We start from the raw sequence: 14,110 nt of genomic DNA, 5'->3' as shown, positions 1-14,110 counted from the left end.
GAATGAGGAAGCCTCTATGACGCGTCGCCGCTACGAACTCACGGATCATGAATGGTCGATCCTGTCGCCGCTGTTGCCCAACAAGCCGCGCGGCGTGCCCCGGGTCGATGATCGGCGGGTGCTGAATGGCATCCTCTGGCGGTTCCAGACGGGTTCGCCCTGGGCGGAGATCCCGGAACGCTACGGTCCGTCGACCACCTGCTACAATCGCTTTGTCCGCTGGCGCAAAGCCGGGGTCTGGGATCGGCTTCTTGAGGCGGTTTCGGAGGCTTACGATGGCGACATCGTCCTGATCGTATCGACCTGTGTCCGCGCTCATCAGCATGCGGCCACGGAAAAAACGGGGATGGAGATGATGGCGGCATGGGACGTTCCCGCGGCGGGCTTACGAGCAAAATCCACGCGCTCGTCGACGCCGAAGGTCGCCCCGTTACACTTCGCCTGACCGACGGACAGATCGCCGACTGCACCGAGGCCGGCGCGCCGACGGACGAACTCGGCGAGGGAGACATCCTCCTGGCCGACAAGGGGTATGACAGCAATGCCATTCGGGCCAAGGCGGCTGAGCGAAAGGCCCGGGCCAACATCCCGCCGAAGACAAACCGCAAGGGCTCTTTCGTGTTCTCGCGCTGGGTCTATCGGCAGCGGAACCTTGTTGAAAGATTCTTCAAGCGAGAATCTGGTGTCAAAGTTCATGAGTCGACGCCCTAGTGCGCTCTCCACCAACATCCTTCCTCCAAGTTGGAACGAAATGCCGCTTCGTTGGTTAGTTCCAAAATAGGAGGACCGCTTTATGAACCAACTGATCTATCTCGTGGGACTTGTGGTTATTGTTATCGCCATCCTCTCGTTTTTCGGGTTCCACTAGACGACGGAACACCGCTTCGCCTCATCGAAGCCAGACCGGCACGTCGCACGGGCCTGTCATCTCGGGACGGGCGGCCTTGAAACCCAACATTTCCCAGGCATAACGACGCGCAGCCTCGCAGGCTGCGTCTCGATCCGGGTAGGTCTCGGGCATCAGATATTCATGCGCGCCGCACGTCAACAATGCCCTATGGCTCAATGGATCGAAATGAAGTTCTAATCTGTATTCGCCCGCCATGGTTTTGCTCCCTAAAACCTGATTCCCGAAGAGCACCCATAACTGCAAGGGGAGCGGGATGTTCCCAAATTAATAGGTTCAGTGTTCGAGAGCATTTCCCCCGTGATCGAAACACGCGCCGGTGCTACTGGCTGCGCATACTGACGGGCTGTAGCCTGTATCCGACGACCGCAATCCTCGCCTCAGCGGGCTGCATAACCAGATGGCCCTGAGTCCATGATGCCTAAAGTCGCGCCAACGCACATGCTCTCCACCGGAGGCTGGGGCGACAACGCACGAACCGGCAAGTCACGCAGGGTGGAACATGGTGTCAAGGAGGCCAATGACCGTCTGCCGGATTGTTTGACGGGTGCTCGAGCGGCGATCACCGAACTCGAGCGGGTGGAACGCCCCTCGGAAAGATCGGGCATCGTCGTCAACAATGTACTCCGATGAAATCGTTGCCGCGCAGGTGCTGGCGCTGGCGCAGCACGGCGCTAGAGGAAGGGTCGCCAAGATCCCTGGGCAAGCCCTGTCAGATTGGGCAGAGGCGATCATTGGCATCTTCCATCCGTGCCTTCCCTCAACGACTGCACCGACCCTCTGCGGCTTAGGCTTAAGAGCACCGCCAGCGCCGGCACCTGAATTTACACGGGAAATTCAACGCGAAAGGAACATTAGAAAAACGTGATGGTTAGGCGGCAGTGCGGACCAACCAGTTGGAGAGTTCCAATGCCAAACATTCTTATCACAAGCACCTTGGCGCTAAGCCTCAGCACCGTTGGCGTTCCAGCCTTCGCCCAAACGCAGCAAAACACGCAGGGGCAGACCGAACAGGGTCAATCGACAAAATGCCCGGCTGGTACGCAATGCCCGACGGGCGATGGCCAAAAGAGTAAGGAGTCCAAGACGCAAGGCTCAACGCAACAAAACGAGACGCAGGGGGCAACACAGCAGAATGAAACTCAAGGCTCAACGAAACACAAAAAGAAGTCAGCCGATACTCAAAAGTCAGATACGCAACAATCTGCGACCGAGCAAAAAAAGCCTGATATGAACAAGACACAACAGCCGGGCAAGTCTGAAAGCAGCTCGGATCAGAAACAAAGCGATCAGCAACAAAGTGGCGCGAACACGCAGTCAGGCAACGGTCAGAGCTCCACGGAGCAGAACACCGATCAAGGTAGCACGAAACAGTCAAACCAGAGCAAATCCCAGTCGACCCAGGAAACACAGGGTTCCAATTCGACTACGACAAATGTGACTGTCAAGCAAAAGACCGAAATTACACAGGTGATCCGCGAAGAAAAGGTACGACCTATTGACGTCGACTTCGATGTTGCGGTCGGCGTCGTGGTTCCCCAGGCAACGAAGGTCAAGCTGAGACCGCTTCCGACGCGGATCGTAAAAGTTGTTCCTCGCTATGAAGGTTACCTGTTCTTCGTCCTGGCCGACGGCCGGATCGCGATCGTCGATCCTTCTTCGCTCGAAATTGTATTGATCCTCGCCTAGCCGTTAACGATGAGCCGTCTGGATTTCCGGACGGCTCCACGCCTCCAGTAGCGCTTCCGCGTCTCCCTCTATCCCTTCGCCCCGCCGTTCCGCAGGGTCGCCCGCCAAGATTGTCGAGCAGTCAACCGCTGCGCAAGCGGCGATCAGGGAAGCCGTACTTGCCCCCTCCGGATGATGAAGACGCCACTTAAAGAGCAGGGGGAAATTGTAAAAAGCGCGTCCTTCGACCCGAAGGGCCGTCGCGGCGTGTTCTCCGCCAAACGTCGGGCTTGCTTAGCGGCTCCCCTCGTGCGCCGCCATATACTTGTCGAGCGCGGCGCGGGCTGGCCCCACACGCTCGAAAATCTCTCGCGCTTGCAAGGGCGCCAAGCGGTATTTCGCGATAAACTCGGTCAGATCGTAGTGACCCCGAAATACGGATTCGAACGGACGGATGGCCTTTCTGCGTCCGCGCTTCGCTCCAACCGGCTTGATGTGAGTTGAACCGGTGTTGTCCTGTTGCATTGTGAGTTCTCCCTCAAGTGTTGCGCACCACCATTACGCCAGCAATGGCGTGCGTTGACGCTTCAAAGTCGAAAGGCGGGTTTTTGTTCCCGGATGGGAACCTTTGCGCAGTCGAAATGTTGTGTGCGCCTCACCACTGGCCAACGGAGGGCACCATGCCGGACAAAACACTCGACACTCTGTTTTATGAAACTTTGAAAGACATCTACTATGCGGAAAGGCAGATACTGAAGGCGCTGCCGAAGATGGCACGGGCAGCGCAGCTACCTGATAGCAAGGCCGCATTTGAAAAGCACCGCGAAGAGACGGAGGACCATGTTGAGCGCTTGCAGCAGGTATTCGAGATAATCGGCAAACGCGCTCAAGGGAAGACTTGCGAAGCTATTCAGGGCCTCATCGCCGAGGGGGAAGAGATCATAGAGGAATTCAAGGGCAGCCCGGCGCTCGACGCCGGCCTGATTTCTGCGGCTCAAGCGGTGGAACACTACGAAATCGCTCGGTACGGCACCCTCAAGACCTGGGCGAAACAACTTGGCCTGATCGAGGCCGTATCACTTTTGGATCAGACGCTGCAGGAAGAAGGCAACACCGACAAGCTCTTGAGCAAACTGGCGTTGACTGCTGCCAACGTTAAGGCAAAGGCTGCCTGATTTCGCCTGCCTATATAGTTTCCTGTCCCTGTCGGCGGCAGGTGTGCCAGGATCATCTGTCGCTGGTCGGCACGCAACGAGAAGCGGCCTTCTCGTTGCGTGTTTGGGAACGACAGAGTGATTTTGTTTTAGGTGACTTCGACCCGCGGTTGGAACGAACCCTCAAGAAGAGCGTTGCTCTCATGAGTTATAGAAAGGTTTAGATCCCGTGAGACCCCCATTGAAGCAGTTGCCGCCCCGTCAAAGACATCCCGAATGGTACGGATACCGGCCTGGTAGAAGAAATGTCCTGCGGCAGCAGGTTGTGCCTCCCGATCATGTCGACCTTCCACACCCAAAACAGCCGGTGGATGAAATCCATGTCCCGGCGTCGATCAACGGCAGGAGCCTCGCCAATGGACGCCCCTGACGCACAATCGGCCCGATCGCTCATGACCCGGACTGTCTATTCGATCTCGCCCAACGACAGCGCGCAATCGGCCGCTCGTCTGATGAGTGAGGCGGGCGTCAGTATGCTGCCTGTTGAAGCTCCCAGCGTGGGAGCCATTTTGGGAATCGTCACAGACAGGGACCTTGTCGTGAAGGTTGTTGCCAAGGGGTTGGCGTCGACGACCGCAGTCTACGAATTCATGAAGGTCTCGGCGGAAACTTGCTTTGCGGACGACAATATACTGGGGGTGGCGCAAAAAATGGTGGATGCGGGACACCGTCGCTTGGTGGTGATCGACGAGACCCGAAGAGCCGTCGGTATCCTCGCCTTGAATGATATAGTCGGCCGGCATCCCGGTGTGGCTTCGTTGGTCGAATCTGGCTTGCAGAAGCTGAAACAATGATCGGGCGTCGTTCACAGCTGCCTTCCGCGTCTCGCTCCACGAGCTCGCCGATTTCCTCCAAGATCATCCCGTGAAGGCGCCTTCGAATGCGCCGTCCTCGCTGCCTCCTGAAGTCCAACTGAAGACCAACTTCTCTCACTTGTAAATGCTGCTTGAGAGGCGTTGTTGGATCGTAGCTGTCTGTGCCGCAAGCGGATTCGAGGGGGTGCAGTGGCGAAAACTGTGAGTTGCCATACTTGGCTTTCTGCCTCGTACATCTAGCCCGTCACTTGGAGGTCTCCTTTGCGGGCGGAAGCCCAAGGGCCTTGATGCGTTTTATCGCGCACTCCCGTCCGTGACAGAAGCGCCGTCTGGCCATAGCATGAGCGCCCTTTCGACCGCGAGCGGCTATGACCCGGGTCCTTGTCGGACACGTAAACAAGGTCGCGTTCAGCCGCCCGCTCTACTGCGGTGGGATTTCACTGCTCGGTCTAAAACTCAGAGCAATTACTGCACGATTTCGACCACCTCGTGGGTCTTGGTGTTGATAACCACTCTTTGGTCATTGAGCACCACGTATCCGTAGTCAGGCTGATCCGGGATCGTTAGTATCTGAACGCTGTCCGGCACACGCGTGCCGACGACAACATCTCCCTTAAACTTCACGGATGGGCTCTTCTGTTTCAGGACGTAGGTGCGAACCTCGCCGGGCACAGTCACGGTTGCGGTTTGCGCCAGTGCGATTCCGCTGAACGATAAACCGGCCAGAATGCCTGCAAGAATGATTTTCTTCATGGTCAAACCTCCTTGGATTGCTTGCGTCAAACCCGTTCGTTCAAAAACGGTTCCCACTCTTTGCGGATGACTGATCCAGAGACAATGAGCGTCCGAGCATCGCATTGTCATTGCGCTTTGGTTGGGTCCGTGCGGCCGGTTGCAACGGCGCTGCTTGTCGGAGCGACGGGGTCGCTTGCAGGAAAAGAGCTTTCCAGACCTTCCACCAGCTGCTCCTCCAATGCTTCACCGTCATGGCGGCGCCGCGCGCTCGGTTTGGACTGCCCCCGGCCGGCGAAATCGTCTTTCAGTCCGCTCGAAGCTTCGGCGAACTCGGTAACGCCCCTCAAAATTTGCTTCGCACGATCAAACGCCGTTTCCCGGCTCGCGCCTTCCGCCTCTGAGACGGGAACGCGAACTGACACGACTTCCCCTTGGTCGCCGACCCATTCGATTGTTACATCGCCGGAATGCTCCGATAACATCTGATTGCCAACGATCTCCATCGCCTATCTCCTTCAACTCTTGACTGTGCATTCCAAAACGGTGGGCGCCCCTGATGGTTCCACCCGCCCGGCACTCTGCTCGGCGAACATGGAACCCCAGCCCTTCTCAAAAGTTGGGCTCGACTTTCGAAGTATCGGCGCGGGGCAGCGGCAACCTCTCTGCAAACCTGCCTGTTTGCCCTTCCCTCGAAGCGTATCTGCCCGGTGCCGGATGGGAGACGCCTGACGATGTGGTTATGAGAAGGGGATAGATCATGCCAAAAGATGCCGTAGTGGTGATTACGGGAGCCTCGTCCGGCCTCGGGCAGGCGGTGGCGGAGGAGTTTGCTCGAAACAAGGCCCGTCTAGTGCTTGCAGCGCGCGACGGCGGTGGGCTTCAGGCCGTTGCCAAGACCTGCCGGGAGCTAGGGGCGGAGGTTCTCGTCGAACCAACTGACATAGGCAAAATGGTAGAGGTACGGCGTCTCGCCGAAAAAGCGCTCAGCTTTGGCCGCATCGACGTATGGTTCAGCAACGCCGGTACCGGCGCAGTCGGCAAGTTTGAAGACACGCCTGTAGAAGCGCATGAGAGCATCATTCGAACAAATTTAATTGGTCACATCAACGATGCCTACGCCGCGATTCCGATTTTCAAGAAACAGGGCCGCGGGGTCTTCATCAACATGATCTCGGTAGGAGGTCTGGCGGCGGCACCCTTTGCGTCTGCCTATTCGGCCAGCAAGTTTGGCCTCAAGGGTTTCTCGGAGGCTTTGCGAGCCGAGCTCGCCGATCAACCGAACATCCACATTTGCGACGTATACCCCACGTTTCTCAACACTCCTGGGCTATCGCATGGAGCAAACTATACCGGTCGTGAGCTGCCGGTTCCGGTCGGAGCCTACAGTCCTCGCAAGGCTGCTCGGGCAATTGTCCGGTTAGCGGCAAATCCGCGCCCGACGACAACTTTCGGCATCCTGACGAATGTCGCCCGATTTGCCCACCTCATCGCTCCCAATCTGACCACACGAATATTGGCCGGCATGATGTTGCGTTCTCTGCGTCGGTCGGCGCGAACCGGAAATAGCCACGGTAACCTCTTTGGCCCGATTAAAACCCCTGGCCACGTAGAGGGCGATTTAGGCAACGGACGCGTGGTCGGCTCTGTTGATATCGCAGCGGGCGCGGCGCTTTGCATCGGCCTACTGGTGCTCTGGCGAATCCACAGCAATGGGCAAAGGTGACGGCATTTTGTAACGTTGGCCTGTTCAGCGCGGAACCGGTTGGGTTGTTGCGGGTTGTGTGGCGGTTCAAGTAAGAGCCAGCCAATCAGGAGGATTTACCCATGGCACAGGACCGCTACGAAAGGGAAGAACGCTACGGTCGTCGACATGGTTCGCGCTCGGGTGAGTATGGGAACCAACGACGTGGGGAATTTTCAAGCCACAACTATGGCAATAGTGACCCGCTTTCCGATTATGACCGAGCCGAGCAGTCGGATTGGCGAACAGATGACCTTGATTACCCGTCCTATGGTCCTTCGGGATCATATCGCGACCAGGACCGCTATGGTGCGGAACGCGGCCGTTATGAGCAGCGCCGAAACGATCGCTTTGGTCGGGAGCGCGGGCTCATGGATCGGGCCGGCGATGAGGTTGCCTCGTGGTTTGGCGATGAGGAGGCAGCTTCCCGACGCAGAGCCGACCAGTTCCGTGGAAAGGGACCCAAAGGGTACACAAGGGCAGACGAACGGATCGAAGAAGACGTTAACGATCGGCTGACCGACGATCCCTGGCTCGACGCGTCCGACATCGATGTTGCTGTAGCCTCGGGCGAGGTCACCCTGGCGGGCGAGGTATCGAGCCGGCAAGACAAGCGCCGCGCAGAGGATTGCGCCGAAATGGTGTCCGGGGTCACCCACGTCCAGAACAATTTGCGTGTTCGTTCCTCCGATAACGCTCCTTCAGCCAGGCAGGGCGAGACCTTTTGAGCTTCGGAATTCTACGTGATCGTTTGGGACGCCTGCCGGACGGGATTTCGGGCGGGCAAATTCTGATTCCGACGCAGAAAAAACCGCAAACCGCGCGTGTCACCGAGCAATGTACCAAAGAAATGTCGGGCCCCACTAAGCCGCGTTCAATTGTGATTGCTTCAGGCAAGGCTTGGCATGTTGGTCAAGCCGGGGTATCGTTACTGGATCTTATCGAAGACAGCAAAGAATGGGCGCGAGAGAAGGCGAGGAACGAGATTATGTCTTCTAGGAGCGACCGTGATCAGAAGCGACAGGTTACTATTCCTGAACCTCAGTCGATAGAGCCGGAGGCTGGAGCGACCGCCAGCATCAGCGCGCCGGCCCAGTTAAACGATATTCCGGATCGTATTCTGATCCTGGCAACCAGGCTTCAAAGAGCTATCGAGAGCCGGCGCCCCGCCAGAACCCGCCTACCGCGCAGGAAGGAGTGACGTGGCCAAGAACATCAGACAACAGATGGTGCCCGATCTCCAGCATTTGCGGATTCTGGTTGCGGAGGACGAGTTCTTTGTCGCAAACGACATCGCACTATGGCTCGAACGCGCTGGGGCGACCATTATAGGGCCCGCGCCCACCCTTCGCGAGGCGATGGAGAGCCTCTCGTCGGCTGATGACATCCAGGTCGCCGTGCTCGACATCAACCTCAACGGAGAGCTGATTTTTCCGGTTGCCGACGAGCTTGTTCGTCGATCGGTGCCGGTGATCTTCTACAGCGGATATGACACGATGAATGTGCCGGAGCGCTTCAAGTCCGTTGCCCGCCTGAGCAAATGCGCAGGCTCGGCGGACCTGGTTAGTGCTGTTTTCGAAGAGTACTTGCAGAACCTGTCTACCCTCGCTCCTGCCGGTCTGGGTGTTCCCGACCAATCAGTGATCGACCTCATACCGGGATTGCGCCTGAGAGCACGCCAGCTTACCCCAAATGCAGAGGCCGCGGACTACTTGGTCGAACGCACGCTTGAACGCGCGATTGTTTCGGTCGCCTCGCGTTGCAGGTCCCAACCCCTGGACCAGTGGCTGCATGAGATGATGGTCGCCATTCACCTGGAGAGTCCCTACGGGCTGAATTAAGGACGCCCAATGTAGAGCGCCGAGAAGTCGGCCTCCTTGTCGAAATGTGCCGCTCCGGAACAAACTCAAGCGGCGTCGGTTGTGTGCCCGAAACGACTAGACGCAAGGAGTATGTGTTTCATGAGTGAGGCCCAGACAACTGACAACCATGATGAGATCCGGCATTGGGCTGAGGCGAGGAAGGGACGCCCCGCGCGGAAGGCAGCGCTTAATGGCGGCATCTTGCGGATAGACTTTGGCGAGCCCGAAGAAAACCTGGAGCCCATTTCCTGGGAGGAGTTTTTTCAGATCTTCGACCACAATAAGCTACTGTTTCTTCATCAAGATAAGACCGCGGACGGCAAATTGAGCCGGTTCAACAAGTTTGTAGATCGGCTGTAGCTTCAAATCCCAACTGCGCGGGCGGAAGCTTCGTCTCTCTGCTCACTTCATCCATTAGGCACTTTCCCTAAGTAGGCCGCCTTGGCTAAGGGCGTTGCCGTACACTTCTATATACTGCGAGGCGCTGCGCGCCCAGGAACAATCTGCCTTCATTGCCTGACGGCATAACTTCTCCCAGCCGCGATGGCGACGATGCAGCTTGAAGGCCCGATGGAGCGCATGCCTCAGCCCGCCGGCGTCGATCGGCGCGAACTGGATCCCGGTGGCCGCCCGCGCGTGCACGGCGGCATCGTTGGCATCGATGACTGTCTCGGCTAAGCCGCCTGTCCGAGAGACGATTGGAACACAGCCATAGCGCAAAGCATATAGCTGGGTCAGCCCGCAGGGCTCAAAACGGGAGGGAACAAGCATGGCATCGGCGCCAGCGTGGATCCTATGGGCGAGCGCCTCGTCATAGCCGATCACGACGGCTACGTGCCGGGGATGCCTATCTGCAGCGCGCAGGAAGAGCTGTTCGATCGCATGGTCGCCTTGGCCATGCACGATTAGCTTACCACCAAGGTCTGCGATCTCATCGACAAGTCCAGCGAGCAGATCCATGCCCTTTTGCCAGGTAAGCCGATTAACACTGGCAAAAACGAGCCCACGCGTTTGGGGCAGCCCCAACGACTTAAGAAGCGTGGCACGATTGGCTAGCCGACGCAGAGGAACGCGTGCCGAATAGTGATGTTCGATGTGCGGGTCGCATGACGGATCCCAGATGTCGGTGTCTATGCCATTAACGATACCGACAACATCGTCGCGGCGCGCGTTGATGACACCTTCAAGTCCCATGCCTTGCGTGGGAGACATGATTTCGCGCGCATAGGTCGGGCTGACCACGGTGATCGTATCGGCAGAGGTGAGACCAGCTTTCAAATAGCTTATATCCCCGTAATATTCGAGGCAATCGGCTCCATAGCATTCATCCGGAAGCCCCAACTCAGCAAAGTGACGAGCTGGAAACTGGCCCTGAAACGATAAATTATGCAGGGTAAGAATGCGAGGGATATCCCCATTTCCGCAATATTTGAGGTAGGCAAGAGCAAGTGCGGAGTGCCAATCATGCGCATGCACGAGCGAAGGGTACCAGCCCGCCAGCCCTCTTTCGGCGATATCAGACGCAACCCATGAAAAAGCGGCGAAACGTTTCCAATTGTCCTCATACCCCAGTGTGCCACAGGGGCCGTAAGGTCCTCCCGATCGCACAAAGAGCTCTGGCGCATCAAACACAATGATGTCGAGACCACGCGCGCGTCCACCAAGCAGGCGTCCCTCGACGCCGAAAACGTTGCCGTAATGACGCAGCACCGAACTACCTTCAAGCGCTGCCAAGACTTCCGGATAGCCCGGCACAAGTGTGCGCGTGTGCACTCCAAATTGCTTCAGCGCCTTTGGAAGCGAACCGGTGACATCCGCAAGGCCACCTGTCTTAATCAAAGGATAAATCTCAGCTGCGACCGCCAGAATTTGCATGACCCGCTCCTGCCCAATGCTTTGGTCGTCCAACCCTGGTCCTCCGGCTATGTTCCCGCCAGTGGCCGGCAACTACGAGAGCCTTCATCTGTTGGTGTCATCGGGCGCGGTGCTTTCTCTCGGCGCGCCGCTGCCCGACTGTGGCTTCGGATCTCGATCCGTTGGAACCTGGCCCTGCGGATTTTCCGTGCTTGGACGTTGCTCGGCATCTGGCAGCTTGGAGGGTGCGGGTTGCGTCTCATGGTTTGCTGTAGGACCGGCTTGCTCACGTTGTGCCCATTCTAGGGCGCCCCATATCACCAGCGCGAGAACCAGACTTGCTGCCAGCACCAGGAATACGCGGGCGCCCATACCGGCCTGGCGGGTCTCGCGGGCGGAAAAGTCGGTCCTGTCGGCGTTATGGGTTGCGGTTTGCGGGTCGCCGCGTTCATCCAGGTGCTTCGCCATCGTTTGGCCCTCCGTTTCTCCTCAAGCCACTCTCTGGGGCTCCGAATAAAACCGGGGCCATGTTCAATGGTTCCGGAAAGCGTCGCAGTCGTTTTCAGAATGGCGGAACGATACGGCCAAGAAGTCGTTTGCCTTTGAAGAGGAGGAGGACATCATGACCCAGAAACTCCTAGCCCGGATCGTCGCTTACCCGTATCTGCCAAATCTGCGAAAGGTGGTCGCAGACCGGAAACCACGCTCACGCGTCAACGTTTCTGATGAAGACGAACGCTTGGCTTCGCCGAACTCACTGTTTTGGCGAGGTATCTGGATGCTGGTTTTTTAAGCGCCCGCGTTACGCTCGCTGAAGTTCGAGGGCCACCTTCAAATCTGAGATGAAATCTGAGCGTTCGCGTTCAGCGCTTTCCCGACCCCGGATCCGCAAAAGATATGAAGGATGTATCGTCACAAGTATCCAGAAACCCAGGCCCAGATCGATCGCTTTACCGCGATCTGTCCTCACCTTGACGCCTGGGCCGAGCAGCGTTCTTGCCGCCGTTGCCCCGAGAGCGACGACGACGTGTGGGTGAATGTGTTCGAGTTCGGCGCCTAGCCACCAGGCGCAGCGTTGTATTTCACCCGCATTTGGCCTCGAATGTAAGCGGCGCTTGCCGCGTTGCTCGTATTTGAAGTGCTTGACGGCATTTGTCAGATAACAGTCTGCGCGTTCAATGCCGGCTTCGCCGAGGCATTCTGTCAAAACAGTGCCGGCGGGGCCGACAAAGGGACGTCCCGCAACGTCCTCCTTGTCGCCCGGCTGTTCGCCGACGAGAACGAGCCTGGCATCGGGCGGCCCTTCCCCGAAAACAAGTTGCGTCGCGTTCCTGTAAAGATCGCATCGCTGGCACCCGTGAGCCTCCCTCTCGATCACGCTGAGTGACCGACCATGAGCATGTTCGTGGGAAAGGGCCGGACCTGTTTGGACACGGCGGACTTTGCCATTGGGGGCTCCGATCACTTAAATCCCCCTTGCTTTGGAGGGCCGACCGATACGACGATACCCGGGGCGGCCAGCACGCCGACCTTGTCGCAATGCCAGCCGATCGACCATATGATCGCATCGCCCGGCCGCGGTATCGATTGTGGAGATTGCGACAGGTTCGCCCGCATCTTCAATGTCCCGTCATCGAAACGCCAGTCGACCGCTACGACACCCTGTGACGTCGGAAGGATGGTGCAATCTTGCAGGGCGCGCAAAGGCATAACGTAGCGTGCGCGTATACGGGTAAGTTCGTTTAGCTGGGAGCGGCGGCGGAGCCCCTGAGGCAGTCGGGCACGGGCCCAGTCCAGTTTAGAGGTGCTAAAAGCCGCAACACCGATGGGATCTGGCAAAGTTCCAGTATCTTTGGCGCGTTCCCACCCAAAGTTTTCTGCTTCTTCGAAACGACCACGTCGAATTGCTTCAGCGAGTTCGCCATCGTAGTCGGCGAAATAGAGAAAGGGCTGTGTTTCTCCGTAATCGTCCCCCATGAATAGAAGCGGTATCTGAGGCGACAGAAGCAACAAAGACATCAAGACGTCCATGACGGAATCTCCGACCAGGCTCCGCAAACGCTCCCCCTTTGCCCGATTGCCGACTTGGTCGTGGTTCTGAAGGAACGCCACACGTGCCCTTGGGGTGACAGGCTCGGCAATTTCAGCGGCGGCAACCGGAAAGCCGATTGCGATTGCCTCGGCCAGCATCCGTGATGGAGCATCCGCATAAGGCTCGTAGTGACCGGTTGTTTCTTGCGTCACCAAGGTATGGGCCGCATGATGGAAGTCGTCGTTCCAACTGGCGTCAAACATCAGTCGGCGTCCTTGACGATATTCGATCAGGTCGCGCCTGCGTTCATCGTCTTCAACGATGAGGTGGGTGGGCGTTCCTGGGAAAGCTTTTGAAACGGTCTCCGCCAACTCGGAAAGGAAGTCCGGTTTTCGAGTGCCCTTGATATGCTGAACCGCATCAAGCCGCAGGCCGTCGAAACCGAAGCCTCTCAGCCAGTAGAGCGCATTTTCGAGAAAATAATGCCGCACGTTGAGATTGTCGAAAGCGACAGCCTTGCCCCATGGGGTCGTCCGTCCGTCCTCAAAGAACTGGCTGGCATATTGTGGCAGCGCGTTCCCGTGCGGTCCGAAATGGTTATATACGACGTCAAGCAGAACCATCAGGCCCACCTGATGTGCGGCATCGATCAATGCCTTCAGCGCCTGAGGCGGTCCGTAGCTATGGTGGGGCGCAAATTGCAGCACCCCGTCGTAACCCCAGCCGCGCAAGCCCGAGAACTGCGCGACGGGCATTAATTCGATTGCGGTAATTCCGCATGCTGCGAGCTCGGCAAGACGAGGAATTGCACCGAGGAACGTTCCTTCTTCGGTGAACGTACCAATGTGAATTTCGTATATTATCGCCTCTTCCCAGGCGCGGCCCTGCCACTGGCGCGAGAGTGCCGGATCCCTCGGCGGCGTAAGAATCGAAGGTCCTTCCACCCCTTTGGCCTGGGCTCGAGAAGCGGGATCACTCACTCTGGTGCCGTCCGGCAGCACGAACTGATAGAGTGAGCCAGGCGTCGCAGCGCAAGTTACGGAAAACCAGCCATCTTCATCGGCATGCATGTCGACAACGCGGTCGCCGAGCGCCAAGCGCATAGAATTACAGTCCGGCGCCCATATCGGAAAGAAGGCCTTGTCGGGCGACAGCATCCTTGCGCCCCAGCGCGGTTTTTCAAAGGTTTCCATCGAGTTGTCCCTGTTGCCGCCCCAGAACTTCAGGCACGCGCATTCGTTCCGACAACCGATAGCTCGACTTTCCCCGGAACAAATCAGGG

The 14,110-nt window shown here is 57.8% G+C and carries 18 protein-coding genes and 1 pseudogene; 11 read left to right on the top strand and 8 right to left on the bottom strand.

What is annotated here, in order from left to right; all coding sequences use genetic code 11:
• The first annotated feature begins 16 nt into the window (after nucleotides 1–16).
• A pseudogene (locus LAC81_RS37965) lies at nucleotides 17–711 on the top strand (IS5 family transposase).
• A 178-nt stretch (nucleotides 712–889) separates the two neighbouring features.
• Here LAC81_RS37965 and LAC81_RS37960 read toward each other — a convergent pair.
• On the bottom strand, nucleotides 890–1,105 hold the full coding sequence (locus LAC81_RS37960) for a hypothetical protein (protein WP_223730702.1): 216 nt from the start codon (nucleotides 1,103–1,105) through the stop codon (nucleotides 890–892).
• Nucleotides 1,106–1,324: 219 nt separating this feature from the next.
• On the opposite strand from LAC81_RS37960, the gene LAC81_RS37955 reads away from it, so the two are divergent.
• Both LAC81_RS37955 and LAC81_RS37950 read left to right on the top strand, forming a co-directional pair.
• On the top strand, nucleotides 1,325–1,540 hold the full coding sequence (locus tag LAC81_RS37955; RefSeq protein ID WP_223730701.1) for a hypothetical protein: 216 nt from the start codon (nucleotides 1,325–1,327) through the stop codon (nucleotides 1,538–1,540).
• A 276-nt stretch (nucleotides 1,541–1,816) separates the two neighbouring features.
• On the top strand, nucleotides 1,817–2,596 hold the full coding sequence (locus LAC81_RS37950; protein ID WP_223730700.1) for a DUF1236 domain-containing protein: 780 nt from the start codon (nucleotides 1,817–1,819) through the stop codon (nucleotides 2,594–2,596).
• A gap of 273 nt (nucleotides 2,597–2,869) precedes the next feature.
• On the opposite strand, the gene LAC81_RS37945 is transcribed toward LAC81_RS37950, so the two are convergent.
• Nucleotides 2,870–3,100 (bottom strand): hypothetical protein, encoded by a 231-nt coding sequence (locus LAC81_RS37945; protein ID WP_223730699.1) that lies wholly within the window; start codon nucleotides 3,098–3,100, stop codon nucleotides 2,870–2,872.
• A 155-nt stretch (nucleotides 3,101–3,255) separates the two neighbouring features.
• Here LAC81_RS37945 and LAC81_RS37940 point away from each other — a divergent pair, with 155 nt between their 5' ends.
• Nucleotides 3,256–3,750 carry a ferritin-like domain-containing protein gene (locus LAC81_RS37940; protein ID WP_223730698.1) on the top strand — a complete coding sequence of 165 codons (495 nt, stop codon included), beginning with the start codon at nucleotides 3,256–3,258 and terminating at the stop codon, nucleotides 3,748–3,750.
• Nucleotides 3,751–4,145: 395 nt separating this feature from the next.
• Complete coding sequence (locus LAC81_RS37935) at nucleotides 4,146–4,583, top strand: CBS domain-containing protein (protein ID WP_223730697.1); 438 nt, start codon at nucleotides 4,146–4,148, stop codon at nucleotides 4,581–4,583.
• Nucleotides 4,584–5,069: 486 nt separating this feature from the next.
• On the opposite strand, the gene LAC81_RS37930 is transcribed toward LAC81_RS37935, so the two are convergent.
• Both LAC81_RS37930 and LAC81_RS37925 read right to left on the bottom strand, forming a co-directional pair.
• Nucleotides 5,070–5,357, bottom strand: a complete 288-nt coding sequence (locus tag LAC81_RS37930) for a DUF1236 domain-containing protein (RefSeq protein WP_223730696.1) — start codon at nucleotides 5,355–5,357, stop codon at nucleotides 5,070–5,072.
• Nucleotides 5,358–5,464: 107 nt separating this feature from the next.
• Nucleotides 5,465–5,842, bottom strand: a complete 378-nt coding sequence (locus LAC81_RS37925; RefSeq protein WP_223730695.1) for a hypothetical protein — start codon at nucleotides 5,840–5,842, stop codon at nucleotides 5,465–5,467.
• A 254-nt stretch (nucleotides 5,843–6,096) separates the two neighbouring features.
• Between LAC81_RS37925 and LAC81_RS37920 the strand changes: the two genes are divergently transcribed.
• The 5 genes from LAC81_RS37920 to LAC81_RS37900 all read left to right on the top strand — a co-directional run bounded on the left by LAC81_RS37920 (nucleotide 6,097) and on the right by LAC81_RS37900 (nucleotide 9,302).
• On the top strand, nucleotides 6,097–7,062 hold the full coding sequence (locus LAC81_RS37920; RefSeq protein ID WP_223730694.1) for an SDR family oxidoreductase: 966 nt from the start codon (nucleotides 6,097–6,099) through the stop codon (nucleotides 7,060–7,062).
• A 101-nt stretch (nucleotides 7,063–7,163) separates the two neighbouring features.
• Nucleotides 7,164–7,808: a BON domain-containing protein gene (locus LAC81_RS37915; protein ID WP_223730693.1), complete on the top strand. Its 645-nt coding sequence runs from the start codon at nucleotides 7,164–7,166 to the stop codon at nucleotides 7,806–7,808.
• On the top strand, nucleotides 7,805–8,281 hold the full coding sequence (locus tag LAC81_RS37910; protein WP_223730692.1) for a hypothetical protein: 477 nt from the start codon (nucleotides 7,805–7,807) through the stop codon (nucleotides 8,279–8,281). Before LAC81_RS37915 ends, LAC81_RS37910 begins: the two co-directional genes overlap by 4 nt.
• Nucleotide 8,282: 1 nt before the next feature.
• The gene (locus LAC81_RS37905) at nucleotides 8,283–8,921 is read left to right on the top strand and encodes a response regulator (protein WP_223730691.1); all 639 of its coding nucleotides are present in this window, start codon (nucleotides 8,283–8,285) and stop codon (nucleotides 8,919–8,921) included.
• 120 nt (nucleotides 8,922–9,041) lie between these two features.
• The gene (locus LAC81_RS37900; protein WP_223730690.1) at nucleotides 9,042–9,302 is read left to right on the top strand and encodes a hypothetical protein; all 261 of its coding nucleotides are present in this window, start codon (nucleotides 9,042–9,044) and stop codon (nucleotides 9,300–9,302) included.
• 54 nt (nucleotides 9,303–9,356) lie between these two features.
• Here LAC81_RS37900 and glgA read toward each other — a convergent pair whose 3' ends face one another.
• Both glgA and LAC81_RS37890 read right to left on the bottom strand, forming a co-directional pair.
• Nucleotides 9,357–10,817 carry a glycogen synthase GlgA gene (gene glgA, locus LAC81_RS37895; RefSeq protein WP_223730689.1) on the bottom strand — a complete coding sequence of 487 codons (1,461 nt, stop codon included), beginning with the start codon at nucleotides 10,815–10,817 and terminating at the stop codon, nucleotides 9,357–9,359.
• 84 nt (nucleotides 10,818–10,901) lie between these two features.
• The gene (locus tag LAC81_RS37890) at nucleotides 10,902–11,264 is read right to left on the bottom strand and encodes a hypothetical protein (protein ID WP_223730688.1); all 363 of its coding nucleotides are present in this window, start codon (nucleotides 11,262–11,264) and stop codon (nucleotides 10,902–10,904) included.
• 154 nt (nucleotides 11,265–11,418) lie between these two features.
• On the opposite strand from LAC81_RS37890, the gene LAC81_RS37885 reads away from it, so the two are divergent.
• Nucleotides 11,419–11,589 (top strand): hypothetical protein, encoded by a 171-nt coding sequence (locus LAC81_RS37885; RefSeq protein WP_223730687.1) that lies wholly within the window; start codon nucleotides 11,419–11,421, stop codon nucleotides 11,587–11,589.
• A gap of 9 nt (nucleotides 11,590–11,598) precedes the next feature.
• On the opposite strand, the gene LAC81_RS37880 is transcribed toward LAC81_RS37885, so the two are convergent.
• On the bottom strand, nucleotides 11,599–12,261 hold the full coding sequence (locus tag LAC81_RS37880; protein ID WP_223730686.1) for a UdgX family uracil-DNA binding protein: 663 nt from the start codon (nucleotides 12,259–12,261) through the stop codon (nucleotides 11,599–11,601).
• The gene (gene treZ / locus LAC81_RS37875) at nucleotides 12,258–14,021 is read right to left on the bottom strand and encodes a malto-oligosyltrehalose trehalohydrolase (RefSeq protein ID WP_223730685.1); all 1,764 of its coding nucleotides are present in this window, start codon (nucleotides 14,019–14,021) and stop codon (nucleotides 12,258–12,260) included. Before treZ ends, LAC81_RS37880 begins: the two co-directional genes overlap by 4 nt.
• Nucleotides 14,022–14,110: the final 89 nt, after the last annotated feature.

It is taken from the genome of Ensifer adhaerens (genome assembly GCF_020035535.1).
Taxonomy (GTDB): Bacteria; Pseudomonadota; Alphaproteobacteria; order Rhizobiales; family Rhizobiaceae; genus Ensifer.
The sequence above is the reverse complement of the archived record's forward strand: the minus strand, read 5'-3'. Positions and strand labels throughout refer to the sequence as shown.